Source organism: Nocardia sp. NPDC001965 (genome assembly GCF_053594175.1).
Map to the genome: position 1 here is coordinate 324,297 of NZ_JBSFDZ010000001.1, position 21,663 is coordinate 345,959.

At 69.1% G+C, this 21,663-nt stretch carries 16 protein-coding genes and 1 pseudogene; 10 read left to right on the forward strand and 7 right to left on the reverse strand.

Annotated elements, in window-relative coordinates:
- Positions 1–134: 134 nt before the first annotated feature.
- Complete coding sequence (locus ACWCPQ_RS01505; protein ID WP_449893498.1) at positions 135–1,409, forward strand: cytochrome P450; 1,275 nt, start codon at positions 135–137, stop codon at positions 1,407–1,409.
- Here the strand turns inward: ACWCPQ_RS01505 and ACWCPQ_RS01510 are convergent, their stop codons facing one another.
- Positions 1,410–2,585, reverse strand: a complete 1,176-nt coding sequence (locus ACWCPQ_RS01510; protein WP_449893500.1) for a thiolase family protein — start codon at positions 2,583–2,585, stop codon at positions 1,410–1,412. It lies immediately after the preceding gene.
- A 269-nt stretch (positions 2,586–2,854) separates the two neighbouring features.
- Between ACWCPQ_RS01510 and ACWCPQ_RS01515 the strand changes: the two genes are divergently transcribed.
- The 4 genes from ACWCPQ_RS01515 (at position 2,855) to ACWCPQ_RS01530 (ending at position 6,075) form a co-directional block, all read left to right on the forward strand.
- On the forward strand, positions 2,855–3,001 hold the full coding sequence (locus ACWCPQ_RS01515) for a hypothetical protein (protein ID WP_063916227.1): 147 nt from the start codon (positions 2,855–2,857) through the stop codon (positions 2,999–3,001).
- A 124-nt stretch (positions 3,002–3,125) separates the two neighbouring features.
- Positions 3,126–3,839, forward strand: coding sequence for a 3'(2'),5'-bisphosphate nucleotidase CysQ (locus tag ACWCPQ_RS01520; RefSeq protein ID WP_449893502.1), 714 nt, complete (start codon positions 3,126–3,128; stop codon positions 3,837–3,839).
- A 96-nt stretch (positions 3,840–3,935) separates the two neighbouring features.
- Positions 3,936–4,757: a mycofactocin-coupled SDR family oxidoreductase gene (locus ACWCPQ_RS01525; RefSeq protein ID WP_449893504.1), complete on the forward strand. Its 822-nt coding sequence runs from the start codon at positions 3,936–3,938 to the stop codon at positions 4,755–4,757.
- Positions 4,758–4,947: 190 nt separating this feature from the next.
- A complete protein-coding gene (locus ACWCPQ_RS01530; protein ID WP_449893506.1) occupies positions 4,948–6,075 on the forward strand; it encodes an NDMA-dependent alcohol dehydrogenase in 1,128 nt (375 codons plus the stop codon).
- A 20-nt stretch (positions 6,076–6,095) separates the two neighbouring features.
- On the opposite strand, the gene ACWCPQ_RS01535 is transcribed toward ACWCPQ_RS01530, so the two are convergent.
- Positions 6,096–6,554, reverse strand: a complete 459-nt coding sequence (locus ACWCPQ_RS01535; RefSeq protein ID WP_449893507.1) for a MaoC family dehydratase — start codon at positions 6,552–6,554, stop codon at positions 6,096–6,098.
- Positions 6,555–6,893: 339 nt separating this feature from the next.
- Here ACWCPQ_RS01535 and ACWCPQ_RS01540 point away from each other — a divergent pair, with 339 nt between their 5' ends.
- Positions 6,894–7,631 (forward strand): sulfite exporter TauE/SafE family protein, encoded by a 738-nt coding sequence (locus ACWCPQ_RS01540; RefSeq protein ID WP_449893509.1) that lies wholly within the window; start codon positions 6,894–6,896, stop codon positions 7,629–7,631.
- Positions 7,632–7,882: 251 nt separating this feature from the next.
- Here the strand turns inward: ACWCPQ_RS01540 and ACWCPQ_RS01545 are convergent.
- From ACWCPQ_RS01545 to ACWCPQ_RS01555, 3 genes and pseudogenes are all read right to left on the reverse strand, one after another.
- Positions 7,883–8,463 (reverse strand): annotated as a pseudogene (locus tag ACWCPQ_RS01545) (TerD family protein); the annotation flags it as partial.
- Positions 8,464–8,614: 151 nt separating this feature from the next.
- Positions 8,615–9,685, reverse strand: coding sequence for a DNA glycosylase AlkZ-like family protein (locus ACWCPQ_RS01550; protein WP_449893511.1), 1,071 nt, complete (start codon positions 9,683–9,685; stop codon positions 8,615–8,617).
- 83 nt (positions 9,686–9,768) lie between these two features.
- Positions 9,769–11,292, reverse strand: coding sequence for an SDR family oxidoreductase (locus tag ACWCPQ_RS01555; protein WP_449893513.1), 1,524 nt, complete (start codon positions 11,290–11,292; stop codon positions 9,769–9,771).
- Between the two features lie 276 nt (positions 11,293–11,568).
- Here ACWCPQ_RS01555 and ACWCPQ_RS01560 point away from each other — a divergent pair, with 276 nt between their 5' ends.
- From ACWCPQ_RS01560 to ACWCPQ_RS01575, 4 genes are all read left to right on the forward strand, one after another.
- Positions 11,569–16,197 (forward strand): cation-translocating P-type ATPase, encoded by a 4,629-nt coding sequence (locus ACWCPQ_RS01560; protein ID WP_449893515.1) that lies wholly within the window; start codon positions 11,569–11,571, stop codon positions 16,195–16,197.
- Positions 16,198–16,291: 94 nt separating this feature from the next.
- On the forward strand, positions 16,292–17,653 hold the full coding sequence (locus ACWCPQ_RS01565) for a sensor histidine kinase (protein WP_449893517.1): 1,362 nt from the start codon (positions 16,292–16,294) through the stop codon (positions 17,651–17,653).
- Positions 17,650–18,303 (forward strand): LuxR C-terminal-related transcriptional regulator, encoded by a 654-nt coding sequence (locus tag ACWCPQ_RS01570; protein ID WP_449893520.1) that lies wholly within the window; start codon positions 17,650–17,652, stop codon positions 18,301–18,303. Before ACWCPQ_RS01565 ends, ACWCPQ_RS01570 begins: the two co-directional genes overlap by 4 nt.
- 43 nt (positions 18,304–18,346) lie before the next feature.
- Positions 18,347–18,853, forward strand: coding sequence for a DUF4240 domain-containing protein (locus ACWCPQ_RS01575; protein WP_449893522.1), 507 nt, complete (start codon positions 18,347–18,349; stop codon positions 18,851–18,853).
- A gap of 93 nt (positions 18,854–18,946) precedes the next feature.
- Here the strand turns inward: ACWCPQ_RS01575 and ACWCPQ_RS01580 are convergent, their stop codons facing one another.
- Both ACWCPQ_RS01580 and lysA read right to left on the reverse strand, forming a co-directional pair.
- Positions 18,947–19,768: a DUF2382 domain-containing protein gene (locus ACWCPQ_RS01580; RefSeq protein ID WP_449893525.1), complete on the reverse strand. Its 822-nt coding sequence runs from the start codon at positions 19,766–19,768 to the stop codon at positions 18,947–18,949.
- 401 nt (positions 19,769–20,169) lie between these two features.
- Complete coding sequence (lysA, locus tag ACWCPQ_RS01585; protein WP_449893527.1) at positions 20,170–21,513, reverse strand: diaminopimelate decarboxylase; 1,344 nt, start codon at positions 21,511–21,513, stop codon at positions 20,170–20,172.
- Between the last annotated feature and the right edge of the window lie 150 nt (positions 21,514–21,663).

Genomic DNA, 21,663 nt, shown 5'->3' on the forward strand with positions numbered 1-21,663 from the left:
GGCGAGCTCGTCTCGATTCGCCGGAAGCAGCCGCCGGTGAAGGCCGTGCGCTCTAGAGTGTTCCTACCGGCGCGCGCTCGTCCTCGGCCTGCACCGCGTGCGGTACCCCTGGTTTGCCGAGCTCGGAGCCGCTCATGAACCCTGCCGACAGCGCCCCGGCCACGGCCCGCCGCTTCCACCGGCTCGATATCTCCGAACCAGCGTTCTGGACCCGAGATTTCCGGACCCGCGACGAGGTGTTCGCCCATCTGCGCGCCGAGCCCGGCCTCACCTGGCACGCTCCGGCCCCGGCGCTGTTCCCACACGAGGAACCCGGATTCTGGGCGGTGACCCGGCATCGCGATATCGCCCATATCAGCCGCCACCCCGAACTGTTCACCTCGAGCCTCGGGATCAGCATGGATCCCATGCCCGTCGAGTTGCAGCGGCCGACCAGTTTCTTCCTCACCATGGATCCACCGCAGCACACCCGGTATCGCCGCCTCATCAGTTCGGCGTTCACCCCGAAACAGGTGCGGCGCATCGAGTCCCAGATCCGGGCGAACGCGGTCCAGATCGTGGACGAGTTCCTCCTCGACCTGGAACCCGGCCGATCGATCGACGTGGTGGACAGTCTGTCCCGCAAGCTGCCCATGCGCACCGTCTCGGACATGATCGGTATCGACGGCGCCGACCGGGAGGCCGTCGCCTACGCCGCCGAGGCGATGTTCGGTTCCAGCGACGAGGAATACGCGAGCCTCGAGCAACGTGCCACGTTCTTCATGACCCAGTTCGGCATCCTGCACGGGGCAGGCACCGAACTCGCCGCGCGCCGGCGCCGCGAACCGCGCGACGATCTCATGTCCGCGATCGTCTCGGCCGAAGTGGACGGTCACCGGCTCAGCGACGACGAGATCGGCGCCTTCATGGTGCTGCTGGCCTCGGCGGGCAACGACACCACCAAACAGACCACCTCACACGGATTCAAGGCACTGGTCGATCATCCGGCACAGCGGGAATGGCTGCTCGAGGATTTCGATGCCCGAATAGGCGGCGCTGTCGAGGAATTCGTCCGGTGGGCGACTCCGGTACTCCATTTCGCCCGGCACGCGGTGACCGATACCGAGGTCGCCGGAACACCGGTGCGCGCGGGCGAGAAACTGGTTCTGTTCTACTGTTCGGCCAACCGCGACGAATCCGCGCTGGACGCGCCCCATATCTTCGACCTCACCCGCGATCCGAACCCGCATTCGGGTTTCGGGGGCGGTGGGGCGCATTTCTGCCTGGGCGCCTGGTTGGCCCGGATGCAACTGCGCCTGCTGTTCCACGAACTGCTGACCCGGCTGCCCGAGGTGACGCTCGGCGAACCGGAATACGTGCACAGCGATTTCGTGCACGGCATCAAACGGATGCCGGTCCGCCGAGCCTGATCAGACCTCGACCACCACGGCACCGCCCTGACCGCCACCGGCACACATGGCGGCCACCCCGATACCGCCGCCGCGGCGGCGCAATTCGTAGAGCAGGGTGGTGACCATCCGGGCTCCGGACGCGGCGATCGGATGACCGAGACTGCACCCGCTCCCGGAGAAGTTGACCAGGTCCTCGTCCAGACCGTATTCGCGGCAGGCGGCGATCGGTACCGATGCGAACGCTTCGTTGATCTCCCACAGCGCCACATCACCGGGTTCCAGCCCGGCCCGCCGCAGCACCTTGCCGATCACCGCCACGGCTCCCAGACCGGTATCGCGCGGCGCGACCGCCGAGGTCGCCCAGGCCCGTACCGCTCCCAATACGGTGAGCCCCTCGGTCGCGGCGAAGACGCCGTCGGTGACCACCACGGCGGCCGCGGCGTCGTTGATCCCGCTGCTGTTGCCGGCAGTGATGGAGAAGCCCTCGATCTCCGGGTGCAGGACGGGCAGTTTCGCGAGTCGTTCCGGTGTGGTGTCGCGGCGCGGGAATTCGTCCACCGCGAAGGCGGCGACCGTACCGTCGGGCAGAGCCACCTTCATCGGCACGATCTCGTCGACGAACTTTCCGGCATCGATGGCCGCGATCGCCCGCTGATGCGAACGCAACGCCCAGGCATCCATCTCGGCCCGGGTGATCCCCACCGCTTTCGCGGTGTTCCAGCCGACCGTGATGGACATATCTCCGGTCGGCGCGTCCGGGGTTTCGGGATGAGTGGGCGGCATCCAGCCTTCGGCGAAGGTGAGTTCGGGGCCGGGTACCCGCCATTTCATGAGCGGATTCGTCGACAGTGACTGCACCCCACCGGCCACCACGACCCGTTCCATCCCGGACCCCACCTGGGCAGCGGCGTTCCCGAGCGCGGTCAGGCTACCGGCGCAGTGCCGATTCACCGCTTGCCCGGGCACATTCTCCATCCCCGCGGCCACCGCCGCGTACCGCGCGATATCGCCACCGCCGTAATGGGATTCGGCGAAGATCACATCGTCGACCAGTTCCGGCGGCACACCCGAGCGGCGGACCACCTCGGGCAGCACCGTGGTGGCCAGGACCTCGGTCGCGACATTGGTGAGCGTGCCTTTGAAGGATCGCCCGATCGCGGTCCGGGCCGCGCCGACGATTACCGGTGTTCCCATACTTCTCCGCCTCCGCTGGTACGCCGGGGCGACCGCACACCGGAATTCACCACCGGCCCCGTCGCCTTTACTGTGTACACCGGACAGCGTGGCACAACGGCGACGGCATGGTGGCCGAACCGTACAGAATTCGCCCACCATCGGACTCTGCCCTGGTGGGCCACTCGGCTCGAACGGCGATGGGGCGTCTGCCGCCCCCGATACCAGTCGCGTCGATCCCCGGGGACGTACGCTGTTCCCGATCGTTCCATGCGAAGAGAGGAATACCGATGAAAACCAGGCTCAACTGCCCGTGCGGCGAGCATCTCACCGGGGCGAACGAGGACGAACTGGTCGACATCGTGCGCAAACATCTCACCGAGAACCACCCCGGGCACGATTACAGCCGCGACGAGATCCTGTTCATCGCCTACTGACCCACCGCACCGGCCCCGATCCGGGCCGGTGACCCGGGATCGTTCGCAGTGACCGCGTGCCGAGCAGGCCGACGGCACCGTGGTATATGGATCTGGGCAGCATCGCTGCCCGGGAAGGATCCAGATGGACGACCACACACTCGCCGCGACACTGGCCGGCGAAGCCGGCGAACTACTGCTCGGCATCCGGGAACTCGGCGGCGCGGTCGGCGACCGGAGATCCGATGCCTTCCTGCTCGAGCGTCTGGCCCGGGAGCGCCCGGCAGACGCGGTGCTCTCGGAGGAATCACCCGACGACGGCGACCGCGTCGACCGGGCACGGGTATGGATCGTCGACCCACTCGACGGCACCCGGGAATACGGTGAACCGGCGCGCGACGACTGGGCGGTCCATGTCGCACTCGCGGTCGACGGTGCGCCCGCGGCGGGTGCGGTCGCACTCCCCGCCCAGGGTCTGGTGCTGCACACCGGACAGCCCCCGGCGCTCCCGCCACCACCACCGCCCGGAACCGTACGGGTGGTGCTGTCACGCAGCCGACCCTCGTTCGAGGTCCGGCGCCTCGTCGCCCGGCTCGGTGCATCCGAGGTCCCCATGGGCTCGGCGGGCGCCAAGGCCATGGCGGTGGTCCGGGGAATCGCCGATATCTACGCCCATTCGGGCGGCCAGTACGAATGGGATTCCTGCGCACCGGTCGCGGTGGCGGCTGCCGCCGGTTTGCACGTCTCCCGTCTCGACGGCAGTCCGCTGGTCTACAACCGGCCCGACCCTTATCTTCCCGACCTGCTGATCTGCCGGCCGGAACTGGCCGACATCGCGCTGAAGGCACTGTCGGAGTAGCCCGGGCCGAGTCCGGGGCCCGGCTCGGTCCGTGCACACCCGGCCCGGATCGGCACACAATGGTCGGATGTGTTCACAACGACAGGAGTACGCCAAGTGAGCGGTCGACTATCGGGCAGAGTAGCTTTCGTCACCGGCGCCGCGCGGGGCCAGGGACGGGCCCACGCGGTACGACTGGCGGCCGAGGGTGCCGACATCATCGCGGTGGACCTCTGCGGTCCGCTGCCGCCCGCGGTCCCCTACGACGCCGCGACCTCCGCCGATCTCGACGAGACGGTCCGGCTGGTCGAGGAGACCGGGCGCAAGATCGTCGCCACGGCCGCCGACACCCGCGATCTGCCGGCGCTGCGCGCCGCCGTCGACGAGGGTGTCGCCGCGTTCGGGCGCCTCGATGTCATCGTCGCCAATGCCGGGATCTGCATTCCGGAGCCGTGGGATGCCATCACCGAGGAGTCGTTCCGGGCGGTCCTCGACACCAATGTGACCGGTACCTGGAATACGGTGAACGCCGGTGCGCACCAGATCATCGAGGGCGGGCGCGGCGGTTCGATCATCCTGATCAGTTCCGCCTCGGGCGTGGCGATGCAACCGTTCATGGTCCACTACACCGCCAGTAAGCACGCGGTCACCGGGATGGCCCGGGCGCTCGCCGCCGAACTGGGCAGACATTCGATCCGCGTCAACAGCGTCGCGCCGGGTCCGGTCGCGACTCCGATGGGTTCCGGCGATATGGTCGGCGCGCTCGTACGAGCCGCGGAGACCAATGAGTTGCTGGGCCGGATGAACACCCCGCTGCTTCCGGAGGGGATCGCGCAGCCGGAGGACATCTCCGACGCGGTGTGCTGGCTGGCGAGCGACGAATCCCGGTTCGTCACGGCGAGCAGCATCTCGGTGGATCTGGGCGCGGCACAGTACTGACCCACGCGATCACGGACCGCCGCGTACGCGCGGTTACCGGCGCGGGGCGCGCGGCCGTGATCGCCGGCGCAGGCCAGCGGGAAAGCGCGAAGGAAATTCGGTATAACACTTTCCGAGAACGCCATTATCGGGCAACCTGGGTACTGCCGTGAATCGACGCACGACACCGCCACGACAGTAAGGGAAGCCGATGAAATCCAAGGGTGCATTGATCTGGGATTACGCGCAGCCGTGGTCGGTCGAGGAGATCGAGATCGGCGACCCTCAGTACGGCGAGGTGAAGGTCCGGGTCGAGACCGCGGGTCTCTGCCAGTTCGATCAGCGCTTGGCCAGCGGCGACGTCCCCACCGCCGAGTTCCCGATCCTGGGCGGACACGAGGGCGCCGGCGTGATCATCGAAGTCGGCGCGGGGGTGGACCGGCTCGCGGTGGGCGACCATGTGGTCTTCTCGTTCATTCCGGCCTGCGGAATGTGCCAATCCTGCCTATCCGGTCACCACAACCTGTGCGATCGAGGCCAAGACCTGCTCACCCGGGGCGCGGTCTCCGACGGCACCTTCCGGATCCGGACTCGCGATCGCAATGTCCACCCCACTTCGCTCATCGGCGCATTCGCGCCCTACGCGGTGGTGCACCAGAGTTCGGTCGTCAAGATCGACCCCTCGATCCCCTTCGATATCGCCTGCCTGGCCAGTTGCAGCGTCACCACCGGCTACGGCGCCGTGGTCAATACGGCGACCGTGCGCCCCGGCGAGGATGTCGCGATCGTCGGGGTGGGCGCGGTGGGGAGCGCCGCGGTCCAGGCCGCGGTGATCTCCGGCGCCCGGCGGATCTTCGCAGTGGACCCGATCGAGGCGAAATGCACTCAAGCCGCGAAATTCGGGGCCACCCACACCTATTCCGATATCGACCGGGCGATCGGTGGTATCGAGGAGGTGACCGGCGGCCAGATGTGCCGGACTGTGATCGTCGCGGTCGGGCGCTGCGACGGCCACGATCTGGCCAAGTGGATGCGGATCACGGCGAAGGGCGGCAGCTGCGTGCTCGCCGCCACCGGCGATGCCGCGGAAACCAATCCGCGGATGAACCTGTCGGCGCTCACCTTTCAGCAGAAGAGTCTGTGCGGCACGCTGTTCGGCGGCGGCAACCCGCAGCTGCTCATCCCGGAGGTTCTCGCGCTGTACAAATTGGGCGATCTCGGCCTCGGCGATATGGTCACCCGCGAATACTCCCTCGAGCAGATCAACGAGGGAGTCGCCGATATGCTCGAGGGCCGCAATATCCGCGGCGTCATCCGCTTCACCGACGCGGACCGCTGAGGAAGGCCCACGGAGCCGGGTCAGAACACGACCCGGCTCACCGCCTCCGCGATGAGGGCCGGCTTGGCGCCGCCCTCGATCTCGACGGTGTGCTGTACGACCAGCTGCAGCGCCCCACCCGCCACCTCACCGGCCTCGGCGAGGACCGCGGTCGACCGCACCTTCGCGCCGACCGGCACCGGACTCGGAAACCGGACCTTGTTGGAGCCGTAGTTGATTCCCAGCTTGGCGTTGTCGAAGCCGAAGATCTGCGAACCGAGCAGCGGCAGCAGCGACAGCGTCAGATAGCCGTGCGCGATGGGCCCACCGAACGGACTCTCCCGTTTCGCGCGCTCCGGGTCGACATGGATCCACTGATGATCTCCGGTGGCCTCGGCGAATTGATCGACCATCCGCTGGGTGACCTCCACCCAGTCGCTCGTACCCAGGGTTTCCCCCACCGCCCCGAGAACCTCGTCCTTGCCGGTGAATGTGCGCACAGTGTGCCTCCTTCGGTCCGTGCCGCGCCGTCGCGACATCACCTACCCACCTACTAGGTATTCCGCACTTCGAGCCCGAGTTCAACCCCTTATTGAGACATTTTTATAATTCGTCGCAAATTAGCGAATGGTGATCGCCGGTGTGCACCCGCGGGCCGCCGAGCCGATCGATCGGACAATCCGTACAACCGTTATGCTGCGGCAGATCGGCTGCGACTCGATCCGGCAACGACGCCGAGACGGCAACGACGCCGAGACGGCTCGGAGCCCGGATTCCCCCGCCGTCCACCCTGCCTCCGGCGGCGCCGCCCGCCGAAACCCGCACCAGGAGACCCGACCTTGACCGTGCTGACTTTCTGCCTGGTCACGGTAGCCGGATTCTTCGCCGGGCTCGTCGGCTACGTCACCGGCATCGCATCGCTGATCTCGTATCCGGCCCTGCTCGCCGCCGGGCTGCCCCCGATCTCGGCGAATGTCACCAATACCGTCGCCATGGTCGCGGTCGGCGTCGGCTCCACCGCGAAAGCAGGCGCGGCGGTCAACGACGACTCCCGGTCACTGCTGGTCCACGCCGCCTGCGCTGCCCTCGGCGGACTCGGTGGTGCGGCGCTGCTCCTCACCACCTCCGCCGAGGTTTTCACCGCTGTCGTGCCCTTCCTGATCGCCGCGGCCTCGGCCGGCCTGCTACTACAGCCCAAACTGCGCGAACTGGCCGGGGGCCGGACCTTCCCCCGGCTCTACCCACTGGCCACCGCTGTCGTCGCCCTCTACGGCGGATACTTCGGCGCCGGAGTCGGGGTCATGTTCCTGGCCCTGATCCTGGTCTGCACGTCGGAGACGATCTGGCGGGCCAGCGTGCTCAAAAGCGTGCTCACCGGCGTCGCCAACCTCGTCGCGGCGGTCGGGTTCGCTGTCTTCGGGCCGGTGCACTGGGTCGCCGCGCTCGCCATGGGGCTGGGCGCCTTCGCCGGCGGATGGTACGGACCACCGCTGGTCGCCCGCCTGCCGCCGACCGCCATGCGCCTCGGCGTCGCACTGTGCGGGTTCGGGCTCGCCGGCTATCTGGCTATCGGCTGACCCGCACTGCGAGATCGAGTAGGCGTCGGCCCGACTCGCCGACAGCCGCGGCCGCCCGGCGGATCCCTCCACTTTCACGCACCGTGCTGCGAAGCGACCGCCGGAAGCGGCGACTCCACCTGTTCGGGCGCCGCCGGGGTCCACGCCCGCAGTGGTTGCACAACCTTTCCATAGAATTCGCCGACCGACGAGGTCACGCGGGCGATGAAACTCGCCGCAGTCCCGGAACGTCGACTGCCCATCGGAAAGCTCCCCGTCCACAACCGGGATCCACGGGCGACCCGGGATACAGCGTCGGGTACGACCCGGCTGTCTCCTCGCTCGTACTGCACCTCGAAGCATCCCTCGAACACCCCCGCCGGAGCCCCGATCCGCGCGCATTGCGCACGCGCAAACGGGTGAACAGCCTGCATGGTGGCCACGAGCGCAGACGTGGCCCGCCGTTCCTGCTCTTCCCCGGCACCTACCCCGGCGGCCGAGAACAACCGCGCCGGTTGCCACGCCTCGTTCTCCGCCAGGACGAATTCGATCGGCTTGCTCTTCCGTACACCACGCTTCGTCGCGCGCACACCGCGGCCGCCGGCCCGCGGTTTCGGATCCACCGAAACCGCAACAGTCGAGGGGCTCACGTCCGAGGCCGCCGTTTCATTCGATTCCGAGTCGGGTTCCGGGAGTTCACTCGGCGCGAGAATCCGCACATCGGGTTCTACATCGAAGTCGCGTCGACTGCGATGCCGAAATCCGTCGCCGGACCGGCGAGCCCCGAATCCCAGCCCTGCCCGACCGCGCGGACTTTCCACCCTTCACCGCGGCGGTACACCTCGCCGAAGACGTGTTATGTGTCACCGGCAGATCGAAGGAGGCATCGCTGTCGTTACGCCGAAGATGTACGAAAAGTGCAGTAGCACATACTTTTCTGTGCCGGGCAGCTCACCCGGAGCGATTTCGCAATCCGGCGACCGCCGCATGACGGACCCGGGGGATCAGCGCGGGCTCAGGAAGGTCTGCAAACGCTGGATTTCCGTGTCCAGGGCGACCGTGAACGCTCTGGACGTCGGGGCGCGGTCCACATAGCCCACCTCCACTGCGCTGCCCGGACCCGCGCAATTGGCCCAGCCGATCACGCGGTCGCGCCACAGCATGGGCATCGCGTAGTACCCGCGGACCCGCTGGGCGACCGGGGTGTAGGCCTCGAACCGGTAATCCCAGTCCCAGAGCAGGCCGAAGCGTTTGCGGTCCCAGACGAGAGGATCGAACGGCGCCAGGAACCGGACCCGCGCCGGGGCGGGGCGTTCGGTGGGGACCAGATCGGCGGGCCAGAGATAGCGCACTCCGTCGACGGTCTCGGCGGACAGTGCGCCGAGGGCGAGCAGTTCGCGCAAGGTCGCCGAGCCGGTGGCTCCCCCGAGAGACCGGATGACACGGTTCACCGTGGCGGCCAGCGTGGACTCCGTCGCGGGGGCGAGCGTTCGAGCTATCCGCAGCGCCAGCGCCCGTCGGCGTTCGGCGGGCTCCAGCACGGCCTCCGGAAGCTTCGCGACCTCGTACCGCCGGATACCGGACACACGGTCGGCTACCCGTAGCAATCCGTAGCGGTGCAGCTCCTCGAGTACGACGGTGGTGGCCGACGAGGTTCCACCCCAGGCATTGACCACACCGCGGTGCCCGAAATGCGACTGCAGGTCCCGCGGGTGAACGATGCCGCGTTCGCGCACGAAATCCAGTACCTCCGCCGAGCGCTCATCGTGCGGGAATTCGCCGTCGGTACCGCGGGGGTGATGACGGGGATGCAGATAGGGGCGCAGCCGGCTCACGATATAGCCGTAGGCGTAGAGGAAGTCCTCGTCCAAGCCCAGGGAACCGTAGTCGCGATCGAGATCGCCCGCCCGGTAGCCGCGGACCCGATGCCGCAGGATGAGATCCTGCGCCCTGGCCGGCGAGCGGATGGGATCGGCCTGGACGAACTCGAGTTCGGCCAGGGCCTCGGCGAGCGAACCCGGGCTGCGCGGCAGTGCCCAGGCGACGGCGTTGGAACGCAACCATGCCAGCGACATAGCGGCGAGAATAACGGCGACCTCCGACATCCCGTCAGGTGGCCGGTTCGCAGGGACCGGGACAGCTTGTGATCAGGCAGAATTCAGCGCCATCGCCGGCCGGCCCGGCGCAGGCGACCCACCGGATCGGTGCGGGCGGGACCGCCGCGGTCGCTACCGGCCGTCTCGGCGGCCCCGGTGATATTGCGGGTCATCCCACCGAAAATCAGCGCGTGGAACGGCACGATCGACTTCCAGTACAGATGTCCGGCCAGCCCGTGCGGTTCGAACACCGCGCGCTGCCGATAGACCGCGCCGCCGGCACCGTTACCCGGCCGCGCCTCCAGCTCGAGCCAGGCTCGGCCGGGAACCCGCATCTCCGCGCGTAACCGCAGCAGCGTGGGCCGCTCGATCCGCTCCACCCGCCACCAGTCCAGAGCTTCGCCCTCCCGGAGCCGGTGTGGATCGCGACGGCCCCGACGCAACCCGACCCCGCCGGCGAGCCGGTCCAGCCAGCCCCGCAGCGACCAGGCCAGCGGGAAGGAATACCAGCCGTTCTCCCCGCCGATCGCCTCGATCACCGTCCACAACGCGGCCGGGTCGGCGGTCGTCGGGCGTTCGCGGACATCCCGGTAGAGGGATCCCCCCGACCATTCGGGGTCGGTGGGCAGCGGTTCGGCAGGCGCGGGCCCGGCATCGGACCATCGGGTCGGCACGTCCAGATCCCGGATCCGGGTCAGCGCCAGTTCGATGGCGCGCCGGACCCCGGTGAGCCCCTCCGCGGGATCGGGGATATGTGCGGTTATCTCGTGCTCCCCGCAAACAACATCGTTGACCAGCGATTCCATCAGGGGAACGGCGATCGCCCGGGGTACCGGGGTCACCAGATTCACCCATTGCGCCGACAGCCACGGTGTCAGTACCGGAACCGGAACGATCACCCGCCGTGGGAGACCGGCGACCTCCGCGTACACCCGCATCATCTGCTCGTAGGTGAGGATATCGGGCCCACCGATATCGAAGGCGCCACGAACCGTGGCGGGAAGCTCCGCGGCACGGGTCAGGTAGTACAGCACATCGCGCACGGCGATCGGCTGGATCCGGGAGCGCACCCAGCGCGGGGTCACCATCGCCGGCAGTCGTTCGGTGAGATAGCGCAGCATCTCGAAACTCGCCGATCCCGAGCCGATCACCACCGCGGCCTGGAACACCAGCGCGGGCACCGTACCGCCGAGCAGGATCCGGCCGACCTCGGCGCGCGAGGACAGATGCCGGGACAGTTCCTGCCCCGCGGGCGCGATACCACCGAGATAGACGATCCGGCCGAGTCCGGCGGTCGCGGCCTCGCGGGCGACGATGGTCGCCGCCTCCCGGTCCACGGTGTCGAAATCCGACCGGGTCAGTGAATGGACCAGGTAGTACAGCACCTCCTGGTCCTGCAGTGCCGCCCGGACGTCGGCGGCGATCGTCACATCACCGCGGACGATCTCCACTCGATCGCGCCAGGGCGTATCGCTCAGTTTGCCCGGTGTCCGGGCGAGCACCCGCACAGTGTGACCGGCCCGCAGCAGTTCCGGTACCAGACGCCCACCGAGGTAGCCGGTGGCCCCGAAAACCACACAACGCATGGGACTCCTCCGTCGAGGTCGCAGGTCGCGCATTCGGCACCGCGAGGTGCCCGGCCTTGCCGTCCGCGGGCAGTTGGTCCCCCTGCCCACCGCACTGCCTGCACGCTAGCCCTGCGCACGCCGGGTCGGCGACGCCGACACCGCCGCGGCGGCACACCGTCGCGCACTCGATATCTCCGACCGCTCACGCCCGCACGCCCCCGGAACCTCCGTTCGCGGCGTTTGCACGGTCCGATGAGGGGTAGGCGCCCCGCTATGGCCCCCTCTGTCCGAAGCATGCTGTCGCCCCGTTCGCTGACCGCTCCTGCCACCGCGGTGACCACACTGGTACGCACCGGCGCCGAGCGCGCCGTCGGAACCGGGATCCAGGTGGTGGAGGCACCACGGCGGGCCGCGGAGAAGGTGGCAGGCGCAGTCGCCTCGGGTCTGTCGGCCGCGAATTCGGACAATTCGGCCAGCCTGCGCGACGATCTCACCGCACTGATCGATCCACGCGACCGTCGCGCTCAGCGCCGGATGGAAGTGACCGAGGACCGGGCGACCATCGAGGTACGCGGACTGGACAACGGCCAGGGTTCGGCGGTGACCCGTTCGCTCGATCAGCGGCTCGGGCGGCTACGCGGGGTGGAATGGTGGCGGGTCAACGCGGTCACCGGCCGGATCGTCACCGCGCTGTCCAGCGGCGCGGACCTGGAGAAACTGCTGGCGGCGGTCGAGGAGGTCGAAGAGGAATCGGAGGTCGCCGATACCGGATGGAGCCGGGCCGCCGAATTCCCGGCGGACCGCGAGCCGGTGCTCGCGGCGGCGATCGAAGTGGCCGGCGATATCTGTGCGATAGCGGTCTCGGCCGCGGGTACAGTACCGCCGTTGCGCGGGGTGATGCACAGTGTGCGGGCCGTGGCGGCGTTCACCGATGCCCAGCCCCGGTTGCGCACCCACCTCGAGGAGCGGCTGGGTGGTGCCCGCGCCGACCTCCTCCTGGCAATCGCCAACGCGGCGGGCGCGGCCCTGGGCGAAGGCGCGACCGGGGGCGTCACGAATCTGCTGGCCGATGCCGTCCAGCGCGGATTCGCCCTCACCGAAGCTCTGGCCCGGCGAGCGCAGTGGCGGGAATGGGAGGCCGATATCGTCGACGCCGACCATTTCGGGGTCGACCGGCCGCTGCCGCCCTATACCCGGCCCGCCGATCTGCCCCGCGGCCCGGTGGAGCGGGTCGCCGACGAGATGGCGGCCGCATCGCTGGCGGGGGCCGCAACCCTGGCCGGGATGGGTCGCGCCGGTGACGTTCCGGATGCCCTCATGCTGGGTGCCCCGAAGGCCGCGCGGGCCGGCCGGGAGGTGTTCGCCGCGACCGTCTCGACCGCGATGGCCGGTGCCGGTGTACTCACTCTGCACCCCGCCGCCTGGCGGCGGCTGGACCGGCTGACCGCACTGGTCGTCGACGGCGACGCGCTGGTCACGTCCGGGCGAGTGGTGCTCGAGGTGGAGACGATCGACGACGGACCACCGGCCGCCCGGATATGGAGTACCGCGCAACGGCTGCTCTGGGAGTCCGGCGTGGCGGCGGAACCGGGAAACGACCACGGGCCTCGGCTGGTGCACCCCGGTTCCGGTGCGGCCGATCGCGGCGCCACCATCCGTCCGGTCTGGCGCGAACTACGCGACGGTGACCGGATCCTCGGCCGCGTGCTGGTGGGGCGGGAGCTCGATCCCCGCGCCCACGACGTGCTCGGCACGGCGCGGCGGGCGGGCTTGCGGGTCGTCCTGGCCGCGCACCGGGATGCGAGCGAACTACGCAGTCTCGCCGACGAATTCGTATCGGCCCCGACCTCGATCAGCGCGCACGTCCAGCGGCTCCAGGAGCAGGGGCATGTGGTGGCGGTCCTCGCCACCCGCGCCCACAAGGCACTCGACCACGCCGATGTGGCCGTCGGCATCATCGGCTGCGAAGGCGGTGGGATCCATGTGCCCTGGTCGGCCGATCTGCTGTGCCGGGACCTCGGCCAGGTCCAGCGCACGCTCGGCGCGGTGGGGCCCGCCCGGCAGGTCAGCGAACGCGGCCGGACCCTCGCGTTGTCGGCGTGCAGTCTCACCGGGTTGCTGCTCGCGGCCGCTCCGGCGGCCCGCTCGCGGACCGCACCGATGATCGCCGCGAACTTCGCCGGCCTGTTGAACGGCGGGTGGACGGGAGCGCACGCGGTCCGGGCGCAGCCCACCACCGGGCACGCGCCGCTGCTGCCGTGGCACGCGCTGGAGCCGGACGAGGTGCTGGCCCGGCTTTCCGAACCGGCGGCCCTGCACGAGCGGACGACCGATGAGTCCGGTTCGGCGGGTCCGGTGGCGGCCCGAGTAACGGCGCTGACCGATTTCCTCGGCCATATGCGCCGGGAACTGGCCGACCCGCTGACTCCGGTCCTGGGTGTCGGGGCCGCGGCGACCGCGATTCTCGGCTCCCCCTCCGATGCAGTCCTGCTGTCGTCGGTGCTGACGGTCAACGCGATGATCTCCGCACGGCAGCGTCAGGCCGCCGAGAACGAACTGTCCGGCCTCATCGAAGGTGAACGGTTGTCCGGCCGGGTGATCGACCGCGCCGATATAGAGACCGAGGACCCGGCAGCCACCGACCTCCCGGCCGACAGCCTGCGGGTCGGGGACGTGTTCGCTGTCCGCGCCGGTGAGGTGGTGCCCGCGGACGCCCGCCTGTTGCGCGCCGACGACCTCGAGATGGACGAGTCCGGGCTCACCGGTGAATCGGTGACAGTGCCCAAACAGGTCGAGGCCACACCGGGCGCCGCTCTCGGTGACCGCGCCTGCATGGTGTTCGAAGGCACAACGGTGGTGAGCGGGTCGGCAGTGGCCGTCGCCGTCGCCGTCGGCGCCGACACCCAAGCCGGGCGCGCCACCGCAGGTGCGGTGCCGCCGGAGAAAGGCGGAGTTCAGGCACAGTTGCGCGCGCTGACGGATCGAGCGTTACCGCTCACCCTCACCGGCGGTGCGATCGTGACCGCCCTCGGTGGGCTGCGTGGCCGCGCCCTGCGGGCGGCGATCGCCGACGGGGTGGGTGTGGCGGTCGCCGCGGTGCCCGAGGGGCTACCGCTGGTCGCCACGGTTGCCCAGCTGGCGGCGGCGCGGCGGTTGTCCCGCTACGGGGTGCTGGTCCGCGCCAATCGCGCGGTCGAGGCGCTCGGCCGGGTCGACACACTGTGCTTCGACAAGACCGGCACTCTTACCGAGGGCCGGCTGCGGCTCACCGCACTCGCCGATCTGGACGAGCAGTGGGAATCCGGCAGTGCGGACCCCGCCGCCCGGCGACTGCTGCGGGCGGCTTCCCGCGCCTGTCCCGATCCGGACAACGGCCCGGTCCTGCACGCCACAGACCGGGCGGTCCTCGACGCGGCCGCCGAGATGCTCGGTGCCGACGCACACAAATGGGATCCGATCGACGAGATACCGTTCGAATCCAACCGGGGCTACGCGGCGGTATTCGGACGTACCGCGCACAAGCTGCGTCTGGTGGTCAAGGGCGCACCGGAGGTCGTGCTGCCCAGGTGCACGCGTATCCGGGGCGGATCTTCCGGCAAGAGCGATCGGTCGTTCACCGGCCGGCAGCGCGAGCGGGCCGACGCCACCGTCCACGCACTCGCCGAACAGGGACTGCGGGTGCTGGTGGTGGCCCGGCGTGATCTGTCCGATCCGCCCGACGATGTCGAGGATGTGGTGGAGGGATTGACGCTGCTCGGGTTCCTGGGGATCGCCGATACGCCCCGGCCTCAGACGCCGTATCTGGTCCACGCGCTGGAGGACAACGGAGTCGGGGTCCGGATGATCACCGGCGACCATCCGGTGACAGCCGCCGCGGTGGCCCGACAGCTGGGCATCACCGTCGACACGGTGACCACCGGCGCCGATCTGGACGAACTCGACGATACCGCGCAGACCGAACTCATCGAACGCAGTATGGTTTTCGCCCGGGTCGACCCCGAGCAGAAGGTGCGCATAGTGGCCGCGCTCCGGCGGACCGGGCATGTGGTGGGGATGACCGGTGACGGTAGCAACGACGCCGCCGCGATCCGTACCGCCGATATCGGGATCGGGATCGCGGCCCACGGCTCGGCCGCCGCGCGCAACGCCGCCGATCTCGTACTGACCGAACCGGATCCGCGAGCACTGCTGCACGCGCTGGTCGAGGGCCGCAGCATGTGGCAGCGAGTCGCCGACGCGGTGGCCGTGCTGGTGGGCGGTAATGCGGGCGAGGTGGCGTTCACCCTGTTCGGTACGGCGGTCGGCGGGCGGGCTCCGCTGCGGACCCGCCAGTTCCTGCTGGTGAACCTGCTCACCGATATGTTCCCCGCGCTGGCTCTGGCGCTGGCCGGTGACCAGGAGACTCCCGACACCGAGGACGACTCGCAATGGGTCGAGCAGCGCGCGCATCAGCTCGCCGATATCCCACCGGCCCACCTGGGTGCCGATCTGCTGCGCACCATCGGGATTCGCGGGGTCGCCACGGCCACCGGGGCTTCCGTGGCCTGGATGGCCGGCCGCTACACCGGGACCCGGCGCCGCGCCGACACCATCGGATTGGTGGCACTGATCGGCACGCAACTCGGCCAGACCCTGGTCGCGGGGTACCGCAGCCCGCTGGTCTGGCTCACCACCGCCGCCAGTGGCGCCGTACTCGGCGTGGTGGTCATGACACCGGGTCTGGGGGCGTATTTCGGCTGTACACCGTTGGGCCCGGTGGGTTGGACGATCGCGAATTCCGCGGCGGCGGCCGCGACCGCCGGGGCCACTGTGCTGCCACAGCTGCTGCCCGAAACGGAACAGAACGACCCCGCCGCGGCCGATCCCGTGGCGGGTGAGCCGAACGGCTCGCCGGACCGGGCCGGCGCACCGCAGTACACCTGAGTCCACCCACCGGCGCCGTGGTGGGGTCTGCCCCACCACGGTTGCGGTGGCCTGCTCCATCGAATACGCCGGGGCCGGCGGGAAGTATGAGCGTATGACGCAGACGCCGACCCACCCGACCCTGGTGCTCGACGCATCGGACGAGCCGCCGCGCGCCCTGCTATCGGCAGTCCTGCGCGCGCCCTTCGAGGCCCGCACCTGGAAACAACTCCTGTACGTGACAGTAGCGTTCATTCTCGGATGCGCCGGAGTCTGCTACCTGTTCTTCGGGATCGGCGGCGGTCTGTACCTCTCGGTGTTCCTGGTCGGGATCCCGGTCCTCGCACTGGTGGTGCTGGGTGGCCGAGTGTGGGGCGATATCCATCGGGCGTTGTGCCGGTCCCTGCTGGACACGTCGGTACCGGCCCCACCCGCCTTCCGCCGTGAACGCGGGTTCCTGGGTTTCTTGCGCTGCGCGTTCACCGATCGGGCCGCCTGGCGGGCACTGCTGTTCCTGCTCGCCCAAGCGGTCCTCGGGATGGTGGTCGGCTACCTGGTCCTGACGGTCGTGGCGATGACGCTGTTCGCCGCCGTCTCCCCGATCCCGTGGCTGCTCTTCCATCCGGTGAACATCGATTCCGAAGGTGTGGAACGGCATTCGCTGATGCAGTTCGGCGAGTTCTACGTGGACACCTGGCCCCGCGTCCTGGGTGTATCCGCACTCGGGATCATCGCCTGTTTCGCCCTGCCCTGGCTGATCCGCGGTGTCTGCCTGCTGCACCGGCTGCTCACGGTCCTGCTGCTGGCCGCGACCGAGCGGGACCGGCAACTGGTGGAACTGCGGGCCAGCAGACGCGCCGCTGTCGAGGACGCCGCCGCGACCCTGCGCCGCGTCGAGCGTGATCTGCACGACGGAACGCAGGCGCGCCTGGTCACCATCGCGATGGCGCTGGGGCGCGCCGAGGAACGGCTCGCAGCCGGTGGTGACGCCGGTGATCTGATCGCCGACGCGCACAACAGCTCCAAGGAGGCACTGGTCGAACTGCGCGAACTGGTGCGCGGTATCCACCCACCCGCGCTCGAACTCGGTCTCGGACCGGCTCTGGAGACACTCACTGCCCGGTGTGCGGTGCCGGTGGAACTCCGCGTCCACCTGCCGAACCGGCCGAGTCCGGCGGTCGAGGCGATCGCGTACTTCTCGGTCGCCGAACTGCTGACCAATATCGTCGAACATGCGGCCGCGGACCGGGCATGGGTATCGGTACTGCCCGACAGTGTCCGGACGATCGCGGTCACCGTAGGCGACAACGGGATCGGCGGCGTGCGGGATCCCGGCGCGGACGGGTCCGCGGGCGGCAGCGGGCTGCGCGGGCTGGCCGCCCGCGCGGCATCGGTCGACGGGAGCCTCACCGTGCACAGTCCCAGCGGTGGTCCGACCGTGGTACGTATCCTGCTGCCGAAGGAGGATCCGCAATGACCGGCCCGCTACGCGTGCTCATCGTCGAGGACAGCGCCATCTTGCGCGACGGTCTGGCCGGTCTGCTCACCGAGCGCGGGCACGAGATCGTCGCCATGGCCGGCGACGCGAGCCGGTTGAACGAGCTCGTCTCCCGGCACAACCCCGATGTCGCGGTGGTGGATGTCCGGCTGCCACCGTCGTTCACCGACGAAGGGCTACTGGCCGCCATCGAGCTGCGTCGCCGGTTTCCGATGACGGGCGTTCTGGTGTTCTCGCAGTGGATCGAGACCCGTTATGCCACCGAACTCCTCGCCAACGGCGCCGGCGGTGTCGGTTATCTGCTCAAGGACCGGGTCGCCGATGTGCGTGAATTCGTCGACGCGCTCTACCGGGTGGCCACCGGCGGCACGGCACTGGATCCCGAAGTCGTGAGTCAGCTGATGGGCGCTTCACGACAGCAGGATCCGCTGACCCGGCTCACGCCCCGGGAGCGCGAAGTACTCGAGTCGATGGCACAGGGGCTCACCAACCAGGCGATCGCGGCGGCGCTGACCGTCTCGGAGCGGGCGGTGGAGAAGCATATCGGCAATATCTTCACCAAACTCGACCTGCCGCCGTCGGATACCCATCACCGCCGGGTGCTCGCGGTGCTCCGGCTGAAGGGCTGATCCGGGCCGACGCGTCGTACCGCGCTGCTAGCGTCCCGGAGCTGTGAACGAGATCGCGACAGCCACCGAAGAATCCCGGTTCTGGGATCTGATCGATACAGCATGGGCGCAGGTGGGCGCGCAGCCGGACGCGTTGCGGAAAAGCTTGGCAGACCGGCAGAGCGACGACGAAGCGTTCGCTCTCGACCCGCATCTGCCGGAATTCCTGGGGCGGTTGCGCGCCCTCACCGAGCAACTGTCCGGTGCCGAGCTGACCGCGCTGGATCGGGTCGCCGAACGCAAACTCCACGATATCGACCGTGCCGATATCCAGGAAGTGACCGACGGCTCGGACGACGGTTTCCTGTACTGCCGGGGTTTCATTCTGGCGATGGGCCGGAATTTCTATCGGGCGGTGGCCGCCGACCCCGCCGTCGCCGTGACCGATGCCGAATGCGAGCGGTTCTGCTACTTCTTCGCCCACCTGCACAACGAGCGCTTCGGTTGTTTTCCGGAGACGGGGTCGGGGATCTCGCGGGAGAGCGGTGCCAACCGGGCCGGTTGGTCCTGATACCGCGATCGCCGGTGGGCCGGGCCGACGCCCGTACCCACCGGCGACAACCGTGCGCGGCACCCGGTATCGATCGTGCGGGCGCGCCGGCAGTCAGCGGAGCTTGTCGTCGCGGTCCATTCCTTCGATCTCGATCCGCTCCTTGCGAACCGTCTCGGTGATCGTCTGGTCCTCTTCCACCTGATCGACCACCAACCGGACCCGTTCGACCGGAACCATCTCCTTGTCGACGGTCACCCGGTCCCGGTGCAACGTGACCTCCTGTTCCTGCTCACCGAAATCGGCGGGCAGCGCCGAGGTGTCGGTGATCGGCTCACGCTCGATATGTACTTCCTCGTGGCTGGTCGGCACGGTGACGGTCTGTTCTTCGCTGACCACGTACTTGTGCAGCCGCGCGTGGCCGGATACCTCTTGGCGGGTGCCGATGTTGAGGCGTTCCTCCGACCGCACGAGGAAATCGGGCCTTCGGGTAGTCGGCATATCGGGCCTGGTGGGCTCGGGAGCCACTGTTCCGGTGGTTCCCGCCAGGCCCGCAGCGCGGGATTCCCGGCCGGTGCCGGTGCCGGTGCCGGCGTGTCGGCCGTACTCCTCCCAGCCGGCCCGCTTGGGATCGACGCCGTAGTGGACGAACAGGTCGTTCTCGGAATCCTGGGTGATCAGGCCGTCGTGCGCGAGATGCGGCGCGGTTTTCACCGCTTCCTTGTGCACCCGCACCTGAAGTTCGGTGGGGTCGTCCCGCATCTGGGCGCCGGCGAGCGGCACGAGGGAGTCTTCGCTGAACAGTCCCGTACTGACCGATGCCCACGTCGGTGCGCCGGACGCGTTGTCGACGTAGACCCGTTTGACCTTCCCGATCTTGGCGCCGCCCAGATCGTAGACTGCGTCGCCGATCAGGTCTTCCACATGTTGAGCCATGGCTTTCTTCCTCGATTCTGGTCCGATACGTGGCCGGCGAACCGAGTTGCGCAGTCGCGACCGAGGCCGGCTGGGCCGGTCCCCGGCTCGTGGCCGGGTATGGAGCGGACCTCGACCGACGACGTTGCCGCTCGGCGTGCTCGTCGCTCCCGGCGCTGCGGATCGGTCGGGCGCGGCGCGCTGCACCTACCTGGTAGCGGGTCCGGCTCTCCACAGGGACAACCCGACAGCTACATACTGGCAAATACCCGTGGCGTGGTCGGTCAAACAGGCGCGCCGGGGAATTTCGAGAAAAGCGCAGCTGCCGCGCCCGGACTGCGGCCACCGCCCGATTCGCCTGCTGTAAACCCGGCGCGGATCCCGATAACAGCAACCGGGCGGCGGCGCGACTGCGTATCGGTTCAACAACCGATCTCGCGCGCCAGCAGGTCGGCCGTGGTCTCCCGGCGGACCAGCACCCGAGCAGATCCGTCCCGGACGGCGACCACCGGGGGCCGGCCGACGCAGTTGTAGGAGGCCGAGAGGCTGTGGTGGTAGGCGCCGGTACACGGCACCGCCAGCAGGTCACCGGGGTGGATATCGGCCGGCAACCGGATATCGCGCGCCAGCACATCACCCGATTCGCAGTACCGTCCGGCCACGGTCGCAATTGTCCACGGGCCGTGCGGGCGGCGGTTGGCCACCACCGGCTCGTACTGCGCCCCGTAGAGCGCCACCCGCAGATTGTCGTTCATCCCGCCGTCGACGGTGACGAATGTGGTCCCGCCCGCCACCCGTTTGACCGACATGACCCGGTAAACCGTGACCCCGGCGCGCGCGACGACCGCCCGTCCGGGCTCCATCGCGATCGTCGGACGAGGGAACCGGTGCCGGGCGCAGGCCGCGTCGAGCGCGTCGTCGACGATATCGGCCAGTTCGGCCAGGTTCAGCTCGGCGTCGCCGGGCCGATAGGCGACCGCGTGCCCACCGCCCAGATCCAGATCGGTGAGCAGATGACCGTGTTCGTGGCGGATCCAGGCCATCTCCCCGATCAACCGGCGGATCGCCTCGCCGTAATGGTCCGGGTCGTGGATCTGGGATCCGAGGTGGCAGTGCAGTCCCACGAGTTCGAGATCGGGCCGGGCCAGTACCCGGCGTACCGCTTCGGCCGCGGTCACGCTGCCGAGCGGGAAGCCGAATTTCTGGTCCAGGACTCCGGTCCGCATCGCCGGATGGCCGTGCACATCGATACCGGGAGAAAGCCGCAGCAGAACCGGCTGCGGCCGGGCCGCCGACGCGGCCAGCAGCGCGATATCGGTGAGCGAGTCCAGCACGATCCGGCCGACCCCGGCATGGACCGCGGCCGCCAGTTCGTCACAGGGCCGTCCGGCTCCGTGCATGATCAGCCGCTTCGGATCGACCCCGGCCGACAGCGCCACCGCGAGTTCGCCCGCGGAACAGATGTCGATCGACAGCCCCTCGGCGTTCACCCAATCCGCGACGGCCCGGATCATCAGCGCCTTACCGGCGTAGTAGACGCGGGCTTGCGGAAAGGTCTTCCGGTAGGCGCGGCAGCGGGCCCGGACCTCGGCTTCGTCCAGCACATAGGTGGGCGTCCCGAAGCGGTCGGCGATATCGGTGAGCGCCACCCCGCCGAGGGTTATCCGTCCCTCGCTGTCGTACTCGGTCCCGCGCGGCCAGATCGCCGGGCTCAGTCTGGGCGGTATCGCCGGTTGCAGCGACGGGATCATATCGAGCAGTGTCACGATGTGCTCCTGAGGTGTCCCCGCCGTTCCGTATGCGGGGCCGATCTCAGGACTACTCGCCGGCCCGGCCGCCGGGACCGGTCTTGACATCTCCTTGACCTTCCGCGACCGCTTCCTGACCCGATGTTGACCTCGCCCGTGCGACGGCGG

Coding starts and splice junctions, on each gene's coding strand:
- ACWCPQ_RS01505 (WP_449893498.1), top strand. CDS start 135: ATGAACCCTGCCGACAGCGCCCCGGCCACGGCCCGCCGCTTCCACCGG.
- ACWCPQ_RS01510 (WP_449893500.1), bottom strand. CDS start 2,585: ATGGGAACACCGGTAATCGTCGGCGCGGCCCGGACCGCGATCGGGCGA.
- ACWCPQ_RS01515 (WP_063916227.1), top strand. CDS start 2,855: ATGAAAACCAGGCTCAACTGCCCGTGCGGCGAGCATCTCACCGGGGCG.
- ACWCPQ_RS01520 (WP_449893502.1), top strand. CDS start 3,126: ATGGACGACCACACACTCGCCGCGACACTGGCCGGCGAAGCCGGCGAA.
- ACWCPQ_RS01530 (WP_449893506.1), top strand. CDS start 4,948: ATGAAATCCAAGGGTGCATTGATCTGGGATTACGCGCAGCCGTGGTCG.
- ACWCPQ_RS01550 (WP_449893511.1), bottom strand. CDS start 9,685: ATGTCGCTGGCATGGTTGCGTTCCAACGCCGTCGCCTGGGCACTGCCG.
- ACWCPQ_RS01555 (WP_449893513.1), bottom strand. CDS start 11,292: ATGCGTTGTGTGGTTTTCGGGGCCACCGGCTACCTCGGTGGGCGTCTG.
- ACWCPQ_RS01560 (WP_449893515.1), top strand. CDS start 11,569: ATGCTGTCGCCCCGTTCGCTGACCGCTCCTGCCACCGCGGTGACCACA.
- ACWCPQ_RS01565 (WP_449893517.1), top strand. CDS start 16,292: ATGACGCAGACGCCGACCCACCCGACCCTGGTGCTCGACGCATCGGAC.
- ACWCPQ_RS01570 (WP_449893520.1), top strand. CDS start 17,650: ATGACCGGCCCGCTACGCGTGCTCATCGTCGAGGACAGCGCCATCTTG.
- ACWCPQ_RS01580 (WP_449893525.1), bottom strand. CDS start 19,768: ATGGCTCAACATGTGGAAGACCTGATCGGCGACGCAGTCTACGATCTG.